This is a genomic window from Lacticaseibacillus boliensis (assembly GCF_054784775.1).
In genome coordinates this window covers 177995-199205 of the sequence record NZ_BAAIHN010000001.1, presented here as the reverse complement: position 1 = coordinate 199205, position 21211 = coordinate 177995, and the positions used below count along the sequence as shown (strand labels likewise).

Sequence of the window (21211 nt, the reverse complement as noted above, 5' to 3'; positions counted from 1 at the left end):
TGCGTTAAATTAAAGTGCCACGTCAGGTCGCTGCCTGGCGGTGTGCTACAATATTGTCATTATGCTAATTAGGAGGGCTGAAACGTGACATACCTCAAGCAATTCTGGGCGTGGTTGGCGCCGTATCTCCACCGCCTGGGACGCGCGATCGCGTGGGTCTTCCGCCGCTTCCAGCTGATTCGCTGGGCGATTTTGATCTGCTTGACGGCGATCTTGGTTGCCAGCGCATTTTTTACTTACAAGGCCAAAACCGCTGATGTCCAAGACATCAAATCGACTCTGCAGACAAAGACCACCATCTACGACCGCAAGAACGAAGCTGCCGGCACGCTGTATGGCCAAAAAGGGACCTACGTCGAACTCGACAAGATCGCCAAGCCGATCCAAAACGCTGTGTTGTCAACAGAAGACCGGACCTTTTATTCCAACTGGGGTTTTTCGGTCAAAGGCATCCTGCGCTCGGTGGTCAACTTGATCATCCATCGCGGCGAGATCACCGGTGGCGGCTCGACCATCACCCAGCAGCTCGCTAAAAACACGTTGCTGACGCAGCAACAGAGTTATCTGCGAAAAGCCCAGGAACTGTTTTTGGCGGTGCAGCTGACTAAAGTGTACTCTAAATCCGATATTTTGACGATGTACCTCAACAACGCATACTTTGGCAACGGCGTGTGGGGGGTCGAAGACGCGTCTGAGCGATACTTCGGCAAGCACGCCAGCGAGCTCGATGCGTCAGAAGGCGCGACGCTGGCGGCGATGCTGCGCAGTCCGAGCTATTATAACCCAGTCGACCACATGGATCACGCCGTGGCTCGCCGCAACCTGATCTTGGGCTTGATGGTCGATAACAACAAACTCACCGACACCGAGGCCAAGGCTGCCAAGAGTGAAGCTTTAGTGCTCCAAGATAATTATTCTGAAGGCAACGCGGAGAAGTACCCGTATTTCTTCGATGCCGTGATCGAAGAAGCCCAAAAAGACGGGATCTCGCAAGACGACATCGTCAACAAAGGCTACAAGGTCTACACGACGCTGGACCCGACGTACCAAGAAGAGATGCAAACCACCTTTGACAACGACTATAACTTCCCACAAAACGCCAGCGACGGCACTAAGGCGCAGGCCGCAAGTATCGCTGTCGATCCAGACACCGGTGGCGTCTTGGCCGTCGTCGGCGCGCGGGGGACGCATGTCTACCTCGGGTTCAACTACGCCACGCAACTGCAGCGCAGTCCCGGGTCAACGATTAAGCCGCTGATGGTTTACACCCCGGCGCTGGAGCACGGGTATGCCTATGATTCGACCGTGCAAGACAAGAAACAAAGTTATGGTAAAAACAACTACACCCCGACCAACGCCACCGGCACGTATACCGGTAGCCTGCCGATGTACTTGGCGCTGGCCAACTCGGTCAACACCAGCGCCGTGTGGCTGTTGAACAAGATCGGCGTCCAAACCGGCGTCAAGAGTCTGGATCGTTTTGGCATTACGCTGAAGAAAAAAGATCAAAACCTAGCCGCCGCGCTGGGTGGCGTCACCACCGGGTTCTCGCCTTTGATCATGGCCCGGGCGTATTCCGCGTTTGCCAACGGTGGTTATCTGCCGCAGACGCACTTTATTCGCAAGATCGTCGACGCCACTGGCAAAACCGTGGTCGACAACACGGATACATCTAAGAAGCGCATCATCAAGGCTTCCGTCGCCAAGTCGATGACGTCGATGATGCTGGGGACGTTCAAATACGGCACCGGCGTTTCCGCCGCACCGGAAGGTTACACAGTCGCCGGCAAGACCGGGTCGACCGAAGTGCCTTCCAGTTGGGGTTACGGCACGCGCGATCAGTGGGTCGTCGGCTACACGCCAGACATCGTCGTGGCGACCTGGACCGGGTTTGCGCAGACAGACGCACAGCACTTCTTGGTTGGGACCAGCGAATCTGGGGTGGCGCCGATCTTTAAATCCGAGATGCAGGCCATTTTGCCAAGCACACCGCAATCGAGCTTCAACACCAAAGATGCCAAGGAAATGGCGACGCTGCAAACGCCGGCCAATGACGCCAGCGGTAGCAATGTTTGGGACAATGTGCAATCCGGTGTGGAATCTGGGATCAATTCCGCGAAGGACAAAGTCAATGAATGGTATAATGATCTCAAGGGCTTGTTCAACTAGCCTAAATCAATTGAAATGAGGCGCCTATTCATGGCAAACGTTTACGATACAGCGAACCAACTGGCAAAGGACCTGCAAGACTCTCAACAATTTTTGGAGATGAAGCATGCCTTTGATATGCTCAAGCTGGATGCGGTCGCATACGCATTATTCCAACAGTTTCAAGACAAGCAAATGAAGTTGCAACAAAAGCAGATGAACGGCCAAGAAATCAGCGATGACGAACTCAAAGACCTGCAGACGCTTGGCGAAAAAATGCAAAGCATGCAACCAATCACCGATTTGATGGTCAAAGAACAAGCGATGTCGCAGATGATGGACGAGCTCAACCGCACGATCTCCCAACCGATCGTCGACATCTACCAAGGCAAGTAAGCACAACGAGGATCGACCGACGCGGCCGATCCTTTTTTGATGATTTGCCTTTTACGAAAAAAATCGCTATCATGACAACATAAGCGGCATAGAAAAGGTGAACTTAAATGGCTAAAAAATTATTCGATTATCAAAACGGGGCAGACCTGACGTTGCCTGTTTTGATCAAATCCGCCGAGGTGCGGATCGCCAAGAATGGCAAAAAATTTATCGCGTTCAACTTCCAAGACGGGTCGGGACACATCTCTGCGAAGTTCTGGGATGCCAGTGAGGCTGACATCGAGCAGTTCAAAGCAGGCGAGGTGGCCTTGTTGCACGGCAAGCGCGAGCTGTATCAAGGCAACCCACAGATCAAGATCTACAACCTGCGTCTGGCGACTCAAGAAGAAGGCAACAATCCTGCCAACTATCAAGAACACGCCCCAGAGTCTGCCGACGACATGGGCGAAGAGCTCAACGCGTTTTTGTTTGAGATCACCAATGCAAACTGGAACCGCATCGTGCGGCGCCTGTTGGCAGACCACAAGCAGGCGTTTTTGACCTATCCTGCAGCCAAGTCCAACCACCACGCGTTCACCGGCGGCCTGGCTTTTCACACGCTCAGCATCTTGCGGCTGTGCAAGAGTGTCGCTGAACAGTATTCCAGCGTGAACAAGTCGCTGCTATATGCCGGTGCCATCTTGCATGATTTAGGCAAAACGCTTGAGTTAAGCGGTCCGGTTTCCACCGAATACACGATGGAAGGCAACTTGATCGGCCACATTGTCTTGGTCGATGAGGCCTTGGTCCAAACCGCGCAGACGTTGAAAATCGATATTCACCAAGAAGACATGGTGATGTTGCGGCATGTGATCCTCGCGCATCATGGTTTGCTCGAATACGGGTCACCGGTGCGCCCAGAGTTGCTTGAAGCCCAGATCTTGCACAACCTTGACGACATGGACGCTCAGATCAACATGTTAACGACTGCATATCAGCACGTCGATCCTGGCACCTTCACAGAACGGCTTTTCGGCATGGACAACCGGCGCTTCTACCGCCCACAAAACGGGAAAGGGTATCCGGATCCTCAATAAGCAGACGCGCAACAGGCCTAACAATAGGCCTGTTTTTTTGCTGTCCAGCCATGGACGTACGAAAGCCACGATACGCGATGCGGATCGTGGCTAGTTTTTATGTGTAACCCAAATAAGCAATCGTGGTTGCAATTTTTTTGCTTAGGCAAGTTTTGGCGGTGGCGCGCACTTAAAGAAGCATCCGGGTCTGGTCAATTTTGACGAGCGCGTTGCCAAAATTGATTGTGTCTGTCTGCGACTGGTGTGTGCGAGCCTCCTTTGCTTTTTAGAATTCAACGCGCTTGCGGACAAGCCATCTCAGTCACGCACGGGCGTTGCCCGCACGCACCCAAGCTGTCTTATCCACATCGCTAAGAGCGGGTTGCTCCGCTCTGTGCCTAGTCGAGCTTTCTGGGGCAACGCGATTGCGGATAAGTCATTCCGGTCACGCACCGGCGTTGCCGGCACGCACCCAGATTGCCTTATCCACATCGCTAAATGCGCCCCATAAAGCTCTGTGTACCATGAATGTATCGCCGGGGCCGACCAGAATTACCTTTGGACCCCTAAGACCTACATTTGCGTTGCACCGCGTTTCGGCGCGCGACCTTAGTCATGCTTCACTTGTCACCGAGTGGCCGTTCAACCGTTCAGACCTGTGAATTGGCCGTAGCTTTGTATCCGGTCGTTCAAGTCATCGATGTACTGGAATTGGAGATCCAACCTCCCAGGATCAGAAGGCTGCGGCTGGTCTCACTGGTGTGCTGGGGAAACAAGGGATATTTGGAGGACCGGTCAATAAATACCCCTACCCAACGCCTGATTAAATTATCGTACGAGTTGAAAGCGTTGTCTTTTTTTAGTCTCGTTGATTTGAGCACAAAAAAACACCCTGCAAAAGCAGGATGTCAACACCGATTAGTTGCTTGCAGAAGTTGCGCCGGTGCTTGAGCTGGAGTTGCTGTCGAGATAGACAGACAATACGTTCTTCAGGTCACTATCCTTGATGGAGACGTTGGCCTTCTTGAGAACCTTCTTGATTACACTGGTCATAACCGTGGTATCAGATTGCCAGCTGGTATAGATCTGCTTCTTCAACTCGGCTTTGTGATCAGATTCCTTACCCTTGGCAGGGACTTTGATCGCCCGGATGACATGGTAACCATAGCTGGTCTTGACTGGCGTTGTGGTGAATTCACCGGCCTTGGTCAGCTTGAATGCAGCCTTCTTGAAGGTGGCATCGAGGCTGGTGTCGGTGTTATCGAACGCCGCAAGCTTGCCGGCATCAGAAGCCGTTGCCGTATCGGTTGAGTTGGCCTTGGCTAACTTCTTGAAGTTAGCTTCGGAGTTGTCTTTTTGAAGATCTTTGATGATTTCTTCAGCTTTGGATTGCTTGGCAACCAGAATGTGCTGAACCTGAATCTTTGGTTCATACTTCTTCCATTGCGCGTCGATCTGTTTTTGCGTCGGCTTCTTGAGCGCCTTCAAAGCAACTTCGGAAAGCAGAGAAGTCTTGATTTGTTCCTTGAACGACTTGGCCGTCATACCGTTTTGTTGCAGAGCAGAGGAGAAGCTGGAACCATACTGCTTCTTAACTTTGTTGTATTGGGCGGTGACCTTTTTGTCAGAAACCTTGTCGCCGTATTGCTGTTCCAGCGCCTTTAAGACGATCATGCTACGTAAAGTTGATTGTCCAGCACTTGTGGACTTGAGCTCGTTGTAGTATTCGTCCTTGGTGATTTTAGCACCCTTCATGTTTGCAACCGTGCTGCTACCACAGCCAGCTAAGGTTGCTGCCAGAACGATACCGGCAATGCCGAGGATCCATTTCTTCATTGTGTACACACATCCTAATTTAAAATATTTTGTAGAATTCGCACGTGTCCTAATATAACACAAGTTGCTTGTGCCTGCCCCGATTTCACGAAAGCTTCACAATTATTCGGCCTGATCATCCAGTGTTTGTGCGGCTTGGCCAAGCTTTTCTAAGGAATTGTTAAGGGCGTTGACATGCGGCTTGGTTTGAAACTCAAAGTCGTTGACGCTGCTTTGAATATCTGCCATCGCTGGTTGCAAGGTGTCGTCGAGTTCGTGACGCAGGTCGGCCATTGCGTTACCGAAGCGCTTCACCGCGGATTGGACGTTGTTAGTTGCCTGGGTGAGGCTGTCAACATACGCAGCGGCGTGGGCTTGGCGTTGCGGACCGGATTTTTTGGCCGTCAACAAGGCGTAACCCGTACCGATGACGGCACCTAACAGAAAGCCCGTCGCAAATTTAGCCATTAGTCGACCACCTTGTCGTGGATGCGTGTGGCAATAGCTTGCAGTTGGGCGTTGTCGTATTGCTTGCTATGATCGCCGAAGTGGATCCCGAAATCGTCATCGGCACTGTAGCGCGGGATCAAGTGGATGTGTGAATGGAAGACACTTTGATAGGCCACTTCACCGTTGTTGTTCAAGATATTCAATCCCTTGATCTTCGGGTCGCTGGCTTTGATCGCGTTGGCGATTTTTGGCAAGCGTGAGAAGACGGTGGCAGCGAGTTCTGGACTGTAAGCAAAAATGTCTGGCACGTGTTTCTTAGGAACGACCAGGGTGTGGCCTGGCGTGACTTGGGTGATGTCTAAGAAAGCGAGGATGTCGTCATCTTCATAAACTTTAACACTAGGAATTTCACCGGCGATAATCTTGCAAAAAATACAATCTGTCATAGCCAATACCTCTTTCGTTGTTAGGTTCGATTTGGTTTAATGCTATCATAGAATAAAGGCGCGGGAAAACGCAATGCCGATTGTTGTTTGATCGCTGACGACGCGAGTGGAAGTCGTCGATATGCGGCCGTGCAATTAAGAAAGGACAATATAAACGATCGCTGAGGTCTCAGCATCCATCCGCTGTTTATATGATGAGATATGCTAACGATTGATCAATTAACAGGCGGCTACGGCACAGTGCCTGTCTTAAAAAAAGTGAGCTTTGCTGTCGACGATGGTGCCATCGTCGGTTTGATCGGGCTAAACGGGGCTGGTAAGTCGACTACCATTAAACACATCATCGGGTTGTTGACCCCTCAGTCGGGCACGATCACGGTTGCCGGCCAAACGCTGAGTGGTGATGCTGAGGCCTACCGTCGCGCGATCGCCTATGTGCCAGAGACGCCCGTGTTGTATCCCGAGCTGACGCTCAAAGAACACCTCGATTTGACCATCATGGCCTATGATTTGGATCGCAAGCGGGCTTGGGCGCGGGCCGATGAACTGTTGGCGCGCTTCCGGCTGGACAACAAGCTCGATTGGTTCCCGGATAACTTCTCCAAAGGGATGAAGCAGAAGGTGATGATCGTGGCGGCCTTTATTACGGACGCGCAATTGTTTATCATCGACGAACCGTTCACTGGGTTGGATCCGCTGGCTGTCCATGACCTGTTGGATCTGGTCCAGCAGAAAAAAGCAGAAGGTGCATCGGTCTTGATGTCGACACATATCTTGGCGACAGCCCAACAATACGCAGACAGCTTCGTCTTGTTAAAAGACGGCCAAGTCCGGGCCACCGGAGACCTAGCGTCACTTAAGGCGCAGTTTGGATTGGCAGATGCTAGCCTCGACGATATTTACATGGCGATGACAAAAGAGGGGTCACGCGCATGAAACCTTTGTGGAAGACGCGCTTGCGCCGCCACTCGCAAGCACAGTTTAAATATCTCAAGCTTGTTTTCAACGATCATTTTGTCTTGGTGTTGATCATCTTGATGGGGGCGTTGCTGTATGCCTATGCCCAAGGCGTGAAAGCGCTGGTCGCCAGCTGGTGGCTGGGGCCGGCGTTGGCGTTGGTGTTCACGGCGCTGTTAGCCATCGGCCGGCTGGCCAGCTTAGCTGAAACCGCAGACGCGACGTTTTTGCTACCGCAAACCACTAATTTTGCCGGGTATTTGCTCAAGGCCAGGCGCTACAGCCTGATGTTGCCGCTGGCGATTCTCGCCTTGGCGGCGCTGGCGGCGGTGCCGCTGCTCAAGGTGCTCGGTTTTGAGCCGCTCAGCGCCGGGCTGGTGTTAGGCGCCGCCTTGTGGGCGTTCAAGGACTGCGATTTGTGGCTACAACTGTTGGCGTTTTATCCAGGCAGGGCCCCACGCTGGGCGAAGCGGCCGTGGCTGTTGCTGGCGGCGTTGTTATCTTTGGTCGCCGGGTTTTATAGCCATCCTGTGATTGCATTGGTAGTCGCTTTGGTTTGCGACCTCGGCCTGCGCTGGCGGCTAGGAGATTGGCTCGATACGGCTTTATTGGCTTGGCAGCCGCTGATCGCTGCCGAAGCGCGCCGGATGGGACAGATCTATCGCTTCTATAATTTGTTCACTGATGTGCCGGGGCTACAAGGCACGGTCCGCCGCCGCAAGTACCTCGATGGTATCGCACATCTGGTCCCACGCGGGCACAAGCGCACCTGGCAGTGGCTGTTTATCCGTAGCTTCCTGCGCCGCACTGAGTTCATCGGCCTGTACATGCGTCTGGTGGTGATTGGGGCGGTGATCGTGGCGTTAGCTAGTCAGTGGTGGCTGGCGGCACTGTTGGCGGCATTGTTTGTTTATCTGATCGGGTTTCAGCTTCTGCCCATGTATCAGGTTCACGCCGAGATCGTTTTTGCCTATCTCTATCCGCTACCGGCGGCGCAAAAACCGCAGGCGTTCACGCGCTTGCTCGGCGTGTTGCTGAGTGTTGCAGCGGTTATCATCGCTATCGGGGCGTTGGCTGGCGGGCATTGGCAAGGCGCGCTGGCGGCGTTGGTGGCAGGCGGTGCCGTGATGGTCGTGTTGACGATCTGGTATCTGCCAATGCGGCTACAAAAACTGGCGCTACGCTAGTTGGGGAACATGCTTGACGCCAGGCGTGACAGTTAGTAAACTGAATCCTGGAATGTCTTATAATAAGACTCGCAATCTGTGCTACGTCAGTACAGTCCTGCGGCAGACGAAGGAGTTGTGCCTATGGATTTTGATTTAGACCCTGGCTGGTCGCTGCAGCCTGTCGGTGGCACCACCGGCGGTGCGTTTTTAGGCGTCCACGCCCATGAGAAATTCTTTTTAAAACGCAATGCGTCCCCATTTTTGGCGGCCTTATCTGTTGAAGAAATCACTCCGAAACTGATTTGGACCAAACGCATGACAACCGGCGATGTTTTGACCGCCCAAGAGTGGCTTAACGGCCACACGTTAACGCGCGCACAGATGAATACGCCAATGGTCGCCAAGCTGTTGGCGCGAGTGCACAATTCTCAGCTGTTGCAGCGTATGTTGCTCAAAGTCGGCGGCCCCGGCAAGACTCCGGCACAATTGCGGGATCAATATGTAGCGGAGCTACCTGAACCGTTGCGCCAACATCCGTTGGTGGCGGCCACGGCCAAGCGTCTGAAACAGGTGCCTCTAGTCGCCCATCGCACCGTTTGCCACGGCGATCTCAACCACAAGAATTGGCTCCTTTCTGACGCTGCTAAGTTGTATTTGGTGGACTGGGATCAAGCCAGCTTAGGGGATCCGGCATTTGATCTGTCCGTGGTGTTGATCAATTACGTGCCGCGAGAGCAGTGGTCAACATGGCTTGATGCATACGGTTGCGCGCTTGATGATGATTTGTTGAAGCGGCTGTTGTGGTACGGCCAGTTGCATTTGCTCAACGAAGTCCGCAACGGGTTTATCGCGCAACGTTACACCGAGATGAACCAGGCGCTGATCCAGTTGGCGGCGCTCACGCAAGAATGTTAATTACCCACCGACGCAAAAGGTTTGCGTCGGCTTTTTAATGAAAGCACACGAGGAGGAATTATGCGTCTTCGCAACAAACCCTGGGCGGCGCCTTTGATCGCCGCTCATCCGGAATACATCATGACCCGTCCAGTTGGCATGCAAGGCAAGTGGCAAACCCGTTTCGACCAAGAGCGTCCACTGTATCTTGAAGTCGGTTCTGGCAAGGGCCAATTTATCGTCAACATGGCCCAACAGCACCCGGATCGCAACTTCATCGCCTTGGAGATCCAAGAGGTCGCCATCGCCTACATCTTGCGCAAGCAAGTCGAACTCGGTTTGCCTAATCTGCAGCTGATCTTGGGTGACGGGGCGGATCTCACCGATTATTTTGTGCCGGAAGAAGTCACTGGGGTGTTCTTGAACTTCTCCGATCCGTGGCCGAAAACCAAGCACGAAAAACGCCGCCTGACTTACAAGACCTTCCTCGATCAGTACAAGGCGATCATGAAGCGTGGCGGCGTCTTGCAGTTCAAGACGGATAACCAAGGTTTCTTTGAATTTTCGCTCGTCAGCATGAACAACTACGGCATGCACTTCGATCTTGTCGCGTTAGATCTGCACAACGATCCTCGGGTGACAGACAACGTCGAAACCGAATATGAGCACAAGTTTGCTTCTGCCGGCGGGCGGATCTATGAACTCGTGGCACGCTTCGACGTTAAATAGCGTCCCAGCGGAGCAGGGTACCATCAGCGGCGAGGGTGAACGCATAGGTTTGCTGATCGATGGTCATGCCACCGACGTAACCGCTGGCCAAGACATCGCCGCGACTTACTTCGATCGGGCGGTGATCGATCCAGCCGCCGCTGCATTGGCCGCGGACTTTCATGGTGGCCTCAAGCCGGGCGAAGCGGTGGTTGGGTAGCCATTCGTGCCAATAGTAGTGTTGTGCGAGCACGCTCAACCCGCCAAGTGTGGCGCCGGTGAGGGGCATTAAGAATTTGGTCTTCACGGTTATGCCTCCATTTCTGCATTCAGTATAGCGTGTCAGCAAGGGATTGCCAAACGCGGCGATTGCGGTATAATGTACTTATCATAAGTAAGCAAAGGGAGATCTTCAGATGAAAAAATTTGAAAACGATGACCAGATCCGTCAGGCAGCCAAGGCTGACGGTAAGCAGATGCTGTTTTTCAGCGCCGATTGGTGCCCAGATTGCCGCTTCATCAAGCCAGCAATGCCAGAAATTGAATCAGAATACGCCGATTACAACTTCATCTACGTTGATCGTGATGCCAACATCGAAGTTTGCCAAGACCTTGGTGTGATGGGCATCCCGAGCTTTATCGCGTTTGAAGATGGTAAAGAAATCGGCCGTTTCGTTAACAAAGACCGCAAAACCAAAGCTGAAGTGGAAAACTTCATCAATGGGTTGCCGGCCTAGTCAATTGTGAAAGGAAAGCCGGGTTCTGCCTGGCACGGGAAGCATGTTAATTACCACTTATAATCAAGCAGCATTAGGTGACACCTTGATCGCGGTTCTTGGCCCTGATCAAAAGGATCAAACCAGCAAGCAAGTATGCGATATTGTCGGGATCTATGGTGAAGACGGTGAAGCAATCGGCTTCAACTTCTTCAATCTCAGCCAATGGTTGCCAGACTTTGAAGGCAACGGGCAAGTGCAACTGACACCTGCTCAAATCACGACGCTGAATGCGGCGATCAGTGCCGCCGGTTTGACCGGCGCGCTACCAGAAACGACGCCTGCCCGGATCGTCATCGGGAAGATTGTTGACTTTGTCGCCCATCCAGATTCAGACCACTTACATGTGACCAAGGTCGATCTTGGTGCAGAAGGCGTCAAGCAGATCGTCTGTGGCGCGCCGAACGCTGCATTGGGGCAAACTGTCGTCGCGGCTTTGCCGGGTGCCATGATGCCAGACGGTAAGCTGATCTGGCCAGGCAAGTTGCGTGGCGTCGATTCTTACGGCATGCTGTGTGCCGCCCGTGAGCTCGCGTTGCCTAACGCACCGCAAGCGCGGGGGATCTTGATCATGCCAGACGACCTGCAAGCTGGCACGCCGTTTGATTTTGATCAGGCGGCCGCAGTGGTTGCCGCACAAAACTAAAGAGGATCGCTTTCAAGGCTGACCACGATGGTCGGCCTTTTTTGTCGTCCCGGTAAATCGATCTTGGGTCCCAGCAACGGGCACTCGTTTTGTTAGAACTGGTCACCTTCATGGCGTTACTGGCAGGTTTGTATCGACGCGTCTGCTCTCTTCACAATCACCTTACAGAACCATTACGCGATGTCTGCCGATCTTTTACGTTTTATGGGTAAGGTAAAGATAATCAAAGTTAAGGGAGATGAAGTTTTGAAAGCAAGTCAAATTTTAAAGGGTTTAGCAACAGCATTGACACTGACGGTGACAGCGGCTGGTTTGGTCGCATGTGGGCAACAGTCCAAAGCCGCGACTGACAAAGTCACCCATATTACATATTGGCATGTTAATGCTAAAACCCAAGGGGGCCAAGCCGTCGACGATTTGGTCGCACAGTTTAACAAGTCCCACAAACATGTGCAAGTCACGGCCAAGTATAATCCGAATATGTATCAAGGCTTGATGCAAAATCTGCAGTCTGCACAGGCTTCAAACAAAGTGCCGGATCTTGTTCAAGTTGGCTGGTCGTATATGAATTATTTTGCTGATAATTTTAAGTATCAAACACCAGCTGAGGCCGCCAAACAATTCGATGGCAATCAAAAATTTTTGACGAGCAATTTCACGGCCAAAACGCTGAACTTTGCCAAAAATAGTAAGGGAAACGTGGTCGGCTTGCCATATTCGCTCAGCACCCCGATTTTTTATGTCAATAATACGCTCCTCAGCAAATACGGCATCAAAGCAACCGACTTAACCACTTGGGAGGCTGTCCAAAAAGCTGCGGCCATCATCAAGGCAAAAGCAACTGGCGAATATGGCCTTTACATCCAAGAGCCCGGCGATACTTGGGCCCAACAAGCGCTGATGTTGAGTAACGGCGCGTCGATCGTTAAGCATGGTAAGGCTAGTTTTGCCAGTCCTGAAGGGGTTCACGCTTACCAACTTTATCAGGATATGGTGGTGAAAGACCACTCTGCAATTCATGCGCCTTGGGATCAAGGGGTCAATGATTTTGTTTCAGGTAAAGTGGCAATGCTTTTCACTACTGTTGCCCAAGCGGCGCACATCAAAGCCAGCGCTAAGTTCGATGCGAGTGCGCAGGTTGCCCCAACATTTGCGGGTCATGCGCTCAAAGTGCCGGTTGGTGGCTCAATGCTTGCCATCACGGCACAAGCCAAGCCTCAACAAAAGGCCGCGTGGACGTTTGAGAAGTTCTTGTATCACAACGATTCTCTGGTGACCTGGAGCAAGGGGACCGGCTATCTGCCACCAACGACCAAGGCGTTGAATTCTGATGCGTTCAAGGCATATTTGAAGGAAAACCCGATGCTTGTGCCGGCCACGGAGACGTTTACAAATGCTGTGCCGTGGACATCATTCCCTAAAAATGGGTTAGATGCTGAACAAGCCATGATCGATGCACGTGACAAGATCTTGTCAGGAAGCAATGTCAAAGCGGCATTGCAAACAGCACAGGAGAAGATCAATGCGCAACAAGGGGCTTAACCTGAAGCCGTGGTTCTATCTGGCTCCGGCAGGGATCATCTTGTTGGTCTTCATGCTGGGACCGATCTTATACACGTTTTACCTCAGCTTTTTCGACTGGAATATGATCGCACCGACAAAAACGTTTGTCGGTTTGAAAAATTATAGCCAATTGTTCACGGATTCAACGAATCGGCGGGTATTGGCGAATACCTTGGTATATATTGCGCTATTGATTGCATTGAACTTTATTGTGCCGTATTTGTTGTCGCTGATCATTAGCTTTTTTATTCAGAAGATGCGGGGTGTCTATAAGATTCTGTTCTTTATCCCCAGTCTGTTTTCACTTGTCGTTGGTGCAATGTTATTCAGTTGGATTCTCAATCCAATCTCTGGGCCGATCGCCTTGTTGTTGCGGCACTGGGGGCTGGCATTGCCCCAATGGACGGCGTCAGGGGCAATGGCTATCGTGGTCGTGTGTTTGATCACGAATTGGAAGGTCTTCGGCTACAACTTTATCTTGTTGTTGACGGGTTTGGGGGCGATTCCTGAAAATATTCTTAACGCTGCGCGGATGGACGATATTCCACGTTGGCGGATGATCAAAGACATTGTGTTGCCGATGAATGCGAGTATCAGCGTGTATGTCTTGATCCTAACTGTTGTTCAAGGCTTGCAATACGTGTTTACCCCGCTGAACATCATCACGCAAGGCGGTCCCAATTATGGGTCATCTAATATTCTTTATCATACCTACCTGAATGCGTTTGTGCTGTATAAAACCGGAAGCTCGTCTGCGTTGGCGATTTTGACGTTCGTCCTCTTCCTGGGGCTATTAGCCATAGAGCGATACTTTGTCGAGGGGAGGCGTGATCATGAATCGTAAAACGAGCTGGGGCTGGCACCTTGTATTACTCGTGGTGGTGTTGGTCGTATTGCTACCGATTTTGTACATGGTTGGCAATTCCTTCAAAACGTTGCAAGAATCTTACCACACGGTGCTGACATTGTTTCCTTTGCACCCAACATTGGCAAATTATCGCGCGTTGAATCAGCAGATCGCGTTGGTGCGCCTCATCTTGAACACTTTTGGGATGGCGACCATTGTTACCTTAGGCAAACTGGTCACGGGACTGTTGGCTGCATATGCGTTCACCTATTATCGTTTCCGCGGCCGATCAACGGCGTATGTGCTTTACATTGCGACGATGTTTGTGCCTTTCACGGTCGTGATGATTCCCAACTATCTGGTCATTGCCAAACTTAATTTGCTGAACTCAATGTTTGGCGTTGCCTTGCCCCAATTGTGTGATGCTACTGGGATTATGTTGTTCACACGGGCGATGGCAAAAATTCCCCCGAGTTTGTTAGAAGCGGCACGAGTTGATGATATTCCTGACCGGCGAATCTTCACCAATATCGTGTTGCCTTTGTTGCGACCGAGCATTATCAGCATTGGGGCGATGTTTTTTGTCAACTCATGGAACGAGTATGTCTGGCCAACTTTGATTTTGAAAGATAAGTTGAGCTTCACGTTGCCGTTGGCGTTGCAAAATTACATTTCAAGCGAAGGGGGGACTGATTTTCCATTGGCGATGGCATTGGCAACCATCATGATCGTGTTGCCACTCATCGTTTATTGCCTATTCCAACGCTATATTCTTAACAGCATTAGCAGTCAAGGTATGAAGTAAGGAGGGATTCAATGCAAACTGGCGTCGCAATTGAACTAAAGCAAGTCACAAAAAAATATAAGCAAACCATGATTATTGACGAGATGAACCTGCAAGTGCATCCCGGTGAATTTCTGGTGTTGTTAGGGCCTTCTGGTTGTGGCAAATCAACGACCTTACGAATGATCGCCGGTTTAGAGTCGATCACCTCCGGCGAGTTGTTGTTTGATGGCCAAGACGCGACCCAATGGCCAAGCGGCAAACGTCATATTGCCATGGTCTTTCAAGATTATGCACTGTACCCGAACATGACCGTTCGTCAAAATATCGAATATGCGGCACGGGTTCACCGACAGCCGGCTGCAGCCCGCGATGAGCGTACCGAAACGATCTTAACGGCGTTAAATCTGACCAAATATGCCAAGCGCTTGCCCGTACAGTTGTCCGGTGGCCAGAAACAGCGGGTTGCGCTGGGCCGGGGGATGGCCAAAAACAGTAAGCTGTTCTTATTAGATGAACCTTTGTCCAATATCGATGTTCAATTGCGCGAGCAGGCTCGTGACGGGATCTTGCGATTGCACGAACAAAGCCAGCAGACAGTGATTTATGTGACTCACGATCAGCTGGAAGCGATGGCTTTGGGGGACCGGATCGCGGTGATCAACGATGGTAAGATTCAGATGGTAGACACGCCAGATGCCATTTATCATCAGCCGGCCAACTTGTTCGTCGCAACCTTTATCGGCTCACCCCAAATCAACTTGTTTACTGTCGCGCGTCAAGGCAATTTGCTCATAAGCAATGGCGTGCCGGTCGCCAAGGTGCCAGTGCACGTGCACACCCGAGTCGGCGATGGTGATTATCAGTTGGGAATACGCTCAGAGCATGTTGAATGGCACACCGATCGCCCTAGCGCTTTAGCTTTGGAGGCAACGGTGACCGCCGTCACAGATTACGGGCGGTTTACGCAATTGACGCTCAAGCTGGCAGCCGATCAAACGGTCAAGGCAACCCTGACGAGTTGGCATGGTGCGATAGGAGATATGGGTTATATTACCCTGAGCTCCGACCACCTGTTGCTGTTTGACCAAGTCACTGGCATGAACATTGCGCTGCAGGAGGAGAACTAATGCGGCAACATACCATCGTCCACATCACCGATCCACATCTGAGTAATACCACCGGGGCACCGGAAAATCCCCAAAAGCGATCACCGGCGGAAAAGCTGAACCAGGTTTTTGCAGATATTCAAGTTAATGTCCCTGAGGCTGACTTCATTGTTATCACAGGGGACTTGGTCCATGAAGGCAACGCCGAAGATTACCGCCGATTGCGCGTACTACTGGACGCAAAAAGTGCCGCGCTTAATCTGCCGATCCATGTTCTTTTAGGAAACCACGACCGTACAGCGGCTTTTTTTGGAGGTTATCTCAACCAGAACCCACTGCCTCAATATGATTACTATCGTGATTATGGCGATTATGACGCGTTTTTCTTGGATTCTAAGGATGGCGATCGTGAAGCCGGCATCCTCATGCCTGAGCAACTGCTGTGGTTGCAAACACAATTAGCGACAGGCGATAAGCCGGCACTGATATTTTTGCACCATCCACCTTACGCGGCTCCGTTAGGCGCGATGCAATATAGTGTTTTGCAAAATGGTGATGAGTTGGCTCAAATCGTTGCAGGTAGTCGTGCCACTGGGGTTTTTTCTGGGCATATCCATTTTCCAGTCAGCTATGTCAAAAAAGGCTGCTTGTTCGCGACCGCAGACTCGACGGCTTATCATATTGATTGTCGCGACATCCACAATCATTCGTTGAGTGATGCCACCTCATACAGCGTGATTACGATGGGGGAAGGGGTCGTTGGCAGTGAAATACGCTTGTTGCGTCATGATGATCAGGTCTTAGCGCATATCCCTGTTGGTGATGTTGGTTTCGTGAAATAAATAAAGTGACCGTGAATCGTTAAGGATTCACGGTTTTTTAGTTCAATCCGCGGAACCGCGGCGCTGATATGGTAAAATGGACGGGATTGAGATTGAGAAAGGATGAGAGCAATGGCGCATTATGATGGCCCACCGTTCTTGAGAGAAGGACAACAACCGGATGAAAACCGGTATCAGCTGCCGCCTAAATCCAAGCGCCATCAACCTGAAGCGTCGAAGCCGCAAGTTGCCAAGCCCGAGCCGTCGTTTGTTGGCCACCACTCGGTCGACCCGCTGGCGACCTTAAGTACGCCTAAAAGCACTGTACGTCGAGATATCCGCCGACCTGTGATCGACTACCAGCTGATACTTGCGCGCATGCAACGACCAGATGAAGATGTGTATCTGCTTACAACTGCAGAAGCATCAGACGAACCGACGGTGCCAATGACGCAAATGTCTGTTGTTCCAGAGGCTCCTGAGGTTGCGGCCGCAACGGACGAACCCGCAACGGACGAACCCGCAACGGACGAACCCGCAACGGACGAACCCGCAACGGACGAACCCGCAACGGACGAACCCGCAACGGACGAACCCGCAACGGACGAACCCGCAACGGAACAAAGCCACACGGCCGAGCCTGTGACGAAGCCGCAATCGGCTGTCACGACGAAACACGTAACCCCGTTGTTGCCGAGCCAACAAGATCCGCTCAAGCAGGCTCAGCAGGCTAAAATCGCCGCGGCCTTGGAAAAACAAAAGAAAATGGTGTATGCCAACTGGCGCCCAGTCAAGTTGCCTGATCGCCGGTCGTTGACGCAGGCGGTCGAATCCTATAAGCATCAACCGCGGGACAAAGATCTGCCTAAGCCTGTTGCGCAACGCATAGCTCAAGCACCGGTAAAGTCGGTTTCGCCAAGTACCCCGAAGCCCCAAGAATCAGCGCCAAAGCCACAAGTAGCGCCTGAATCGCAGACGGCCAAAGCAACAACGCCAAGCAAACCGGCACCGGCTCAAGCCAGCGAACCCGAACCGCCGTATCAGTTTCCGCCACTGGCACTGTTACCTCAGCCTGTGGTGACTGAAAACGCGGCGCAAGAAGAATGGGTCGTCGCCCAGGCCAAGCGTCTCGACGAAACGCTGACGGCATTTCATGTCAGCGCCCATGTTGTCGCGCACACCATTGGCCCGACCGTCACCCAATTTCAGGTGGCGCTCGCTGCTGGGGTGAAGGTCAACAAGATCACCAACTTGAACGACGATCTCAAACTGGCACTCGCCGCCAAGGACATCCGGATCGAAGCCCCGATCCCGGGTAAAACCACGGTCGGCATCGAGATCCCGAATTTGCATCCGCGACCGGTGATGCTGTCGGAAGTCTTGCAGTCCCAAGCTTTTCAAGAAGCCAAGTCGCCTTTGACCATCGCGTTAGGGGTCGATTTGTTTGGCAAACCTGTGGTGACCAACATCAACAAGATGCCCCACGGCTTGATCGCCGGGGCGACCGGGTCTGGGAAATCGGTGTTCATCAATTCATTGCTGACGTCGCTGCTGTACAAGGCGACGCCGGAACAGGTGCGGCTGCTGTTGATCGATCCTAAGGCCGTCGAGCTGGCGGTTTACAACAAGTTGCCGCACTTGGTTTCACCGGTGATTTCCGAACCTAAAGCGGCGGCGGAAGCCTTGAAGTGGGCGGTCGAAGAAATGGAGAACCGCTACCAGAAAATGGCAGCGGCAGGCGTGCGCAACCTGGCGCAATTCAACGAAAAAGCGAAGGCGCACGGCGATTTTGGCATGGTCTTGCCATACATCGTCATCATCATCGACGAGCTGGCCGACCTGATGATGGTCGCCGCCAGCGAGGTCCAAGACTACATCGCCCGAATCACGCAAAAGGCGCGGGCGGCCGGGATCCATTTGATCGTCGCGACCCAGCGGCCGTCTGTTGATGTGATTACCGGTACCATTAAGAACAATATCCCGACACGGATCGCATTTATGGTCGCGAGCCAAACCGATTCGCGCACGATTATCGATGCCAATGGCGCCGAGCGCTTGCTTGGACGAGGGGACATGTTGTATCTTGGTAGCGGCGCCAGCCAGCCGATTCGGCTCCAAGGCACGTTTATCGACGAAGACATTGCTAAGGTCGTCGATTTTGTCCGTGCTGAGCGGCCGCCACGCTATTTGTTCCAACCGGAAGGCCTCTTGGCAAAAGCCGAGGCCTCTGAGGCGCAAGACGATCTTTTCCCACAGGTGTTAGACTACATCGCCCAGGAAAAGCACGTCTCGACGTCAAAGCTTCAACGTGTCTTTTCGATCGGGTACAACCGTGCGGCCAACTTGATCGATGAATTAGAGATGCGGCATTATATCTCGCCTGCCAACGGCTCCAAGCCTCGCGATGTCTACTTGAGCAAGGACGACTTGGATCAAGACGAATCATGATAAGGGGAAAACAATGACAGAAACGTATTATTTTATCGGTATTAAAGGTTCAGGGATGAGTGCATTGGCACTGATCTTGCACGACATGGGCGAAAAGGTGCTGGGCTCTGACATCACGCAATACACCTTCACCCAACGCGGTTTGGCTGCGGCAGGCATCGAGATGTTGCCATTCGATCCGGCCAACATCAAGCCTGGCTACACGATCATCTGCGGCAACTCGTTTACCGACGAACATCCAGAAGTCAAGCAGGCCAAGGCCCTTGGCTTGACCTTCTATCGCTATCACGAATTCTTGGGTAAGCTGATGCAGCCTTACACCTCCATTGGGGTCGCCGGCGCGCATGGCAAGACCAGCACCACCGGTCTGCTGGCGCACACTTTGTCTGGTATCGACAAGACCAGCTACCTGATTGGGGATGGCACAGGCAAAGGCACCCCGGATTCCAAGTTCTTCGTTTTTGAAGCCGACGAATACCGCCGCCACTTTCTGGCCTATCATCCCGATTACCTCATCATGACCAACATCGACTTCGATCATCCGGATTACTACACCGGTATCGAAGACGTTTACTCAGCTTTTCAAACCGAAGCGACTCAGGTGCAAAAAGCGATCTTTGCTTGGGGCGACGATGAATGGTTACGCAAGATCAAAGCCGACGTGCCGGTTTATTATTACGGCACCAGCGACCGCGACGACTTCGTGGCCAAAAACGTCACGCGTACGACGACGGGGTCGAGTTTTGACGCGTTCCACCACAACGAACTGATCGGGCATTTCCACGTGCCGTTATTCGGGGAACACAGCGTCTTGAACGCCTTGGCGGTCGTTGCTGTGGCCTTCACTGAAAACCTCGACGCAGACTACATCGCCCGCGAGCTCGCCAGCTTCGGTGGGGTCAAGCGGCGTTTTTCTGAAAAGAAGATGGACAACGCGGTCATCATCGACGACTACGCCCACCATCCAAGCGAGATCAAAGCGACGCTCGACGCCGCACGTCAAAAATATCCAGATCAAGAAGTCGTGGCTGTGTTCCAGCCGCACACTTTCTCGCGCACGATCGCGTACCTCGACGAGTTCGCCACAACGCTGAGTGCCGCCGACGCCGTTTATGTGACGCCAATCTTTACGTCTGCGCGCGAAAAGTCGGGCTCGGTTTCGGCAGAAGATCTGGAAGCTAAGATCCAAAAACCAGGCGCGGTCATCAAGTTAGATGACATGTCACCACTGTTGGATTACAACAATGCGGTCTTCGTCTTCATGGGCGCCGGCGACATTCAAAAATACGAAGTCGCCTTCGAGAACTTGCTCAGCGACGTCAGCCCCAAAGCTAACTAAATCATGATCGACGCGTCAGCCGGCAAGTCGTCGACTGACGTTTTTGCAATATCGGTCCAAAGTCCAACTGACAAGGCTGGCTTTTGTCGATATAATATTGCTAGTGATAAAAATGGAAGGAGACGATTCGATGCAAGAACGTCGTATTGTCAATGATGCGGGCTTATCCGTATTCTTTGCGAAAGTCTACGGCACCATGGGTGGTGGGTTGTTGATCACCGCCGTAATCAGTTATTTACTAGGAAATGTGTTCCGTGTTCAGTACGGGAACTTCATCTCATCCAATCAGATCATCTTCTGGGTCCTGACACTCTTGCCGTTTGTCTTGACGTTTCTGATTTCCGGTCGCCGCGGCCAAGAAAGTCCGGCTTACGCTAGGCTGATGTTCGGCGTGATGGCCGCCAGCTACGGCTTCACGCTGGCGTCGATATGGCTGATCTATCCCGCCGCAAACATCGGGATCGCGCTGATCGTCACCGCGGTGGTCTTCTTCACGATGTCGGTGGTCGGCCGCGTGACGAAGCAGAATATGTCGCGGATCGGTGGTATCGCCATGAGCGTCTTGCTCGGGGCAATCGTCTTGAGCTTGATCAACATGTTCATGCATTCCGGCATGATGTCACTTCTGATTTCGTATGTGATCTTGATCGTCTTCATCATCATGACGGCGGCAGATACGCAGGCGCTGAAGCGGTTATACCTGACCGCTGGTGGTGACGGTGATTATGCGGTCAACACCTCAAGCCTCGCTGTCCAAGGGGCATTGCTCTTGTACCTGGATTTCTTGAACCTGTTTTTGGTCATCTTGCAGATCTTCGGGGTTTCCAGCGACAACTAGTC

General features: G+C 52.3%; 21 protein-coding genes. 17 read left to right on the top strand and 4 right to left on the bottom strand.

Going from position 1 to position 21211, the window contains the following annotated elements; translation table 11 throughout:
* The first annotated feature begins 84 nt into the window (after positions 1 to 84).
* The 3 genes from ACYVRB_RS00930 (at position 85) to ACYVRB_RS00920 (ending at position 3620) form a co-directional block, all read left to right on the top strand.
* Positions 85 to 2169, top strand: coding sequence for a PBP1A family penicillin-binding protein (locus tag ACYVRB_RS00930; RefSeq protein ID WP_461212968.1), 2085 nt, complete (start codon positions 85 to 87; stop codon positions 2167 to 2169).
* Between the two features lie 30 nt (positions 2170 to 2199).
* A complete protein-coding gene (locus tag ACYVRB_RS00925) occupies positions 2200 to 2544 on the top strand; it encodes a YlbF family regulator (RefSeq protein ID WP_461212967.1) in 345 nt (114 codons plus the stop codon).
* 107 nt (positions 2545 to 2651) lie between these two features.
* Entirely contained in the window at positions 2652 to 3620 is a 969-nt protein-coding gene (locus ACYVRB_RS00920) for a 3'-5' exoribonuclease YhaM family protein (protein WP_461212966.1), read from the top strand.
* 897 nt (positions 3621 to 4517) lie between these two features.
* Here the strand turns inward: ACYVRB_RS00920 and ACYVRB_RS00915 are convergent.
* The 3 genes from ACYVRB_RS00915 to ACYVRB_RS00905 form a co-directional block, all read right to left on the bottom strand.
* Positions 4518 to 5435 (bottom strand): peptidylprolyl isomerase PrsA, encoded by a 918-nt coding sequence (locus tag ACYVRB_RS00915; RefSeq protein WP_461212965.1) that lies wholly within the window; start codon positions 5433 to 5435, stop codon positions 4518 to 4520.
* A 102-nt stretch (positions 5436 to 5537) separates the two neighbouring features.
* Positions 5538 to 5882, bottom strand: a complete 345-nt coding sequence (locus tag ACYVRB_RS00910; RefSeq protein ID WP_461212963.1) for a YtxH domain-containing protein — start codon at positions 5880 to 5882, stop codon at positions 5538 to 5540.
* Positions 5882 to 6310: an HIT family protein gene (locus tag ACYVRB_RS00905; RefSeq protein ID WP_461212962.1), complete on the bottom strand. Its 429-nt coding sequence runs from the start codon at positions 6308 to 6310 to the stop codon at positions 5882 to 5884. The genes ACYVRB_RS00910 and ACYVRB_RS00905 overlap by 1 nt, the downstream gene beginning before the upstream one ends.
* 201 nt (positions 6311 to 6511) lie before the next feature.
* Here ACYVRB_RS00905 and ACYVRB_RS00900 point away from each other — a divergent pair, with 201 nt between their 5' ends.
* The 4 genes from ACYVRB_RS00900 (at position 6512) to trmB (ending at position 10059) form a co-directional block, all read left to right on the top strand.
* On the top strand, positions 6512 to 7246 hold the full coding sequence (locus ACYVRB_RS00900; RefSeq protein WP_461212961.1) for an ABC transporter ATP-binding protein: 735 nt from the start codon (positions 6512 to 6514) through the stop codon (positions 7244 to 7246).
* Complete coding sequence (locus ACYVRB_RS00895) at positions 7243 to 8454, top strand: ABC transporter permease (RefSeq protein WP_461212960.1); 1212 nt, start codon at positions 7243 to 7245, stop codon at positions 8452 to 8454. The genes ACYVRB_RS00900 and ACYVRB_RS00895 overlap by 4 nt, the downstream gene beginning before the upstream one ends.
* Positions 8455 to 8577: 123 nt before the next feature.
* Positions 8578 to 9351 carry a phosphotransferase family protein gene (locus tag ACYVRB_RS00890; RefSeq protein WP_461212959.1) on the top strand — a complete coding sequence of 258 codons (774 nt, stop codon included), beginning with the start codon at positions 8578 to 8580 and terminating at the stop codon, positions 9349 to 9351.
* Between the two features lie 60 nt (positions 9352 to 9411).
* Entirely contained in the window at positions 9412 to 10059 is a 648-nt protein-coding gene (gene trmB, locus ACYVRB_RS00885) for a tRNA (guanosine(46)-N7)-methyltransferase TrmB (RefSeq protein ID WP_461212957.1), read from the top strand.
* Here the strand turns inward: trmB and ACYVRB_RS00880 are convergent.
* Positions 10052 to 10345, bottom strand: a complete 294-nt coding sequence (locus tag ACYVRB_RS00880; protein WP_461212956.1) for a hypothetical protein — start codon at positions 10343 to 10345, stop codon at positions 10052 to 10054. The genes trmB and ACYVRB_RS00880 overlap by 8 nt on opposite strands.
* Before the next feature lie 109 nt (positions 10346 to 10454).
* On the opposite strand from ACYVRB_RS00880, the gene ACYVRB_RS00875 reads away from it, so the two are divergent.
* The 10 genes from ACYVRB_RS00875 to ACYVRB_RS00830 all read left to right on the top strand — a co-directional run bounded on the left by ACYVRB_RS00875 (position 10455) and on the right by ACYVRB_RS00830 (position 21209).
* Positions 10455 to 10775: a thioredoxin family protein gene (locus ACYVRB_RS00875; protein ID WP_461212954.1), complete on the top strand. Its 321-nt coding sequence runs from the start codon at positions 10455 to 10457 to the stop codon at positions 10773 to 10775.
* A gap of 43 nt (positions 10776 to 10818) precedes the next feature.
* On the top strand, positions 10819 to 11460 hold the full coding sequence (gene ytpR, locus ACYVRB_RS00870; protein ID WP_461212953.1) for a YtpR family tRNA-binding protein: 642 nt from the start codon (positions 10819 to 10821) through the stop codon (positions 11458 to 11460).
* Between the two features lie 246 nt (positions 11461 to 11706).
* The gene (locus ACYVRB_RS00865; protein ID WP_461212952.1) at positions 11707 to 13002 is read left to right on the top strand and encodes an ABC transporter substrate-binding protein; all 1296 of its coding nucleotides are present in this window, start codon (positions 11707 to 11709) and stop codon (positions 13000 to 13002) included.
* Positions 12983 to 13867: a carbohydrate ABC transporter permease gene (locus ACYVRB_RS00860; protein WP_461212951.1), complete on the top strand. Its 885-nt coding sequence runs from the start codon at positions 12983 to 12985 to the stop codon at positions 13865 to 13867. The genes ACYVRB_RS00865 and ACYVRB_RS00860 overlap by 20 nt, the downstream gene beginning before the upstream one ends.
* A complete protein-coding gene (locus ACYVRB_RS00855; protein ID WP_461212950.1) occupies positions 13857 to 14675 on the top strand; it encodes a carbohydrate ABC transporter permease in 819 nt (272 codons plus the stop codon). Before ACYVRB_RS00860 ends, ACYVRB_RS00855 begins: the two co-directional genes overlap by 11 nt.
* Positions 14676 to 14686: 11 nt before the next feature.
* The gene (locus ACYVRB_RS00850; RefSeq protein WP_461212948.1) at positions 14687 to 15784 is read left to right on the top strand and encodes an ABC transporter ATP-binding protein; all 1098 of its coding nucleotides are present in this window, start codon (positions 14687 to 14689) and stop codon (positions 15782 to 15784) included.
* Positions 15784 to 16605, top strand: coding sequence for a metallophosphoesterase family protein (locus tag ACYVRB_RS00845; protein WP_461212947.1), 822 nt, complete (start codon positions 15784 to 15786; stop codon positions 16603 to 16605). The genes ACYVRB_RS00850 and ACYVRB_RS00845 overlap by 1 nt, the downstream gene beginning before the upstream one ends.
* A 111-nt stretch (positions 16606 to 16716) precedes the next feature.
* The gene (locus ACYVRB_RS00840; RefSeq protein ID WP_461212946.1) at positions 16717 to 19032 is read left to right on the top strand and encodes a DNA translocase FtsK; all 2316 of its coding nucleotides are present in this window, start codon (positions 16717 to 16719) and stop codon (positions 19030 to 19032) included.
* 13 nt (positions 19033 to 19045) lie between these two features.
* A complete protein-coding gene (murC, locus tag ACYVRB_RS00835) occupies positions 19046 to 20371 on the top strand; it encodes a UDP-N-acetylmuramate--L-alanine ligase (protein WP_461212945.1) in 1326 nt (441 codons plus the stop codon).
* 130 nt (positions 20372 to 20501) lie between these two features.
* Entirely contained in the window at positions 20502 to 21209 is a 708-nt protein-coding gene (locus tag ACYVRB_RS00830) for a Bax inhibitor-1/YccA family protein (RefSeq protein ID WP_461212944.1), read from the top strand.
* The last annotated feature ends 2 nt before the right edge of the window (positions 21210 to 21211 follow it).

Excerpts from the sequence above, each read along its gene's own strand:
- ACYVRB_RS00840 (WP_461212946.1), top strand. The coding sequence starts at position 16,717 with ATGGCGCATTATGATGGCCCACCGTTCTTGAGAGAAGGACAACAACCG.
- trmB (WP_461212957.1), top strand. The coding sequence starts at position 9,412 with ATGCGTCTTCGCAACAAACCCTGGGCGGCGCCTTTGATCGCCGCTCAT.
- ACYVRB_RS00860 (WP_461212951.1), top strand. The coding sequence starts at position 12,983 with ATGCGCAACAAGGGGCTTAACCTGAAGCCGTGGTTCTATCTGGCTCCG.
- ACYVRB_RS00905 (WP_461212962.1), bottom strand. The coding sequence starts at position 6,310 with ATGACAGATTGTATTTTTTGCAAGATTATCGCCGGTGAAATTCCTAGT.
- ACYVRB_RS00890 (WP_461212959.1), top strand. The coding sequence starts at position 8,578 with ATGGATTTTGATTTAGACCCTGGCTGGTCGCTGCAGCCTGTCGGTGGC.
- ACYVRB_RS00925 (WP_461212967.1), top strand. The coding sequence starts at position 2,200 with ATGGCAAACGTTTACGATACAGCGAACCAACTGGCAAAGGACCTGCAA.
- ACYVRB_RS00875 (WP_461212954.1), top strand. The coding sequence starts at position 10,455 with ATGAAAAAATTTGAAAACGATGACCAGATCCGTCAGGCAGCCAAGGCT.
- ACYVRB_RS00910 (WP_461212963.1), bottom strand. The coding sequence starts at position 5,882 with ATGGCTAAATTTGCGACGGGCTTTCTGTTAGGTGCCGTCATCGGTACG.
- ACYVRB_RS00845 (WP_461212947.1), top strand. The coding sequence starts at position 15,784 with ATGCGGCAACATACCATCGTCCACATCACCGATCCACATCTGAGTAAT.
- ytpR (WP_461212953.1), top strand. The coding sequence starts at position 10,819 with ATGTTAATTACCACTTATAATCAAGCAGCATTAGGTGACACCTTGATC.
- ACYVRB_RS00915 (WP_461212965.1), bottom strand. The coding sequence starts at position 5,435 with ATGAAGAAATGGATCCTCGGCATTGCCGGTATCGTTCTGGCAGCAACC.
- ACYVRB_RS00900 (WP_461212961.1), top strand. The coding sequence starts at position 6,512 with ATGCTAACGATTGATCAATTAACAGGCGGCTACGGCACAGTGCCTGTC.
- ACYVRB_RS00855 (WP_461212950.1), top strand. The coding sequence starts at position 13,857 with ATGAATCGTAAAACGAGCTGGGGCTGGCACCTTGTATTACTCGTGGTG.
- murC (WP_461212945.1), top strand. The coding sequence starts at position 19,046 with ATGACAGAAACGTATTATTTTATCGGTATTAAAGGTTCAGGGATGAGT.
- ACYVRB_RS00850 (WP_461212948.1), top strand. The coding sequence starts at position 14,687 with ATGCAAACTGGCGTCGCAATTGAACTAAAGCAAGTCACAAAAAAATAT.
- ACYVRB_RS00920 (WP_461212966.1), top strand. The coding sequence starts at position 2,652 with ATGGCTAAAAAATTATTCGATTATCAAAACGGGGCAGACCTGACGTTG.
- ACYVRB_RS00895 (WP_461212960.1), top strand. The coding sequence starts at position 7,243 with ATGAAACCTTTGTGGAAGACGCGCTTGCGCCGCCACTCGCAAGCACAG.
- ACYVRB_RS00830 (WP_461212944.1), top strand. The coding sequence starts at position 20,502 with ATGCAAGAACGTCGTATTGTCAATGATGCGGGCTTATCCGTATTCTTT.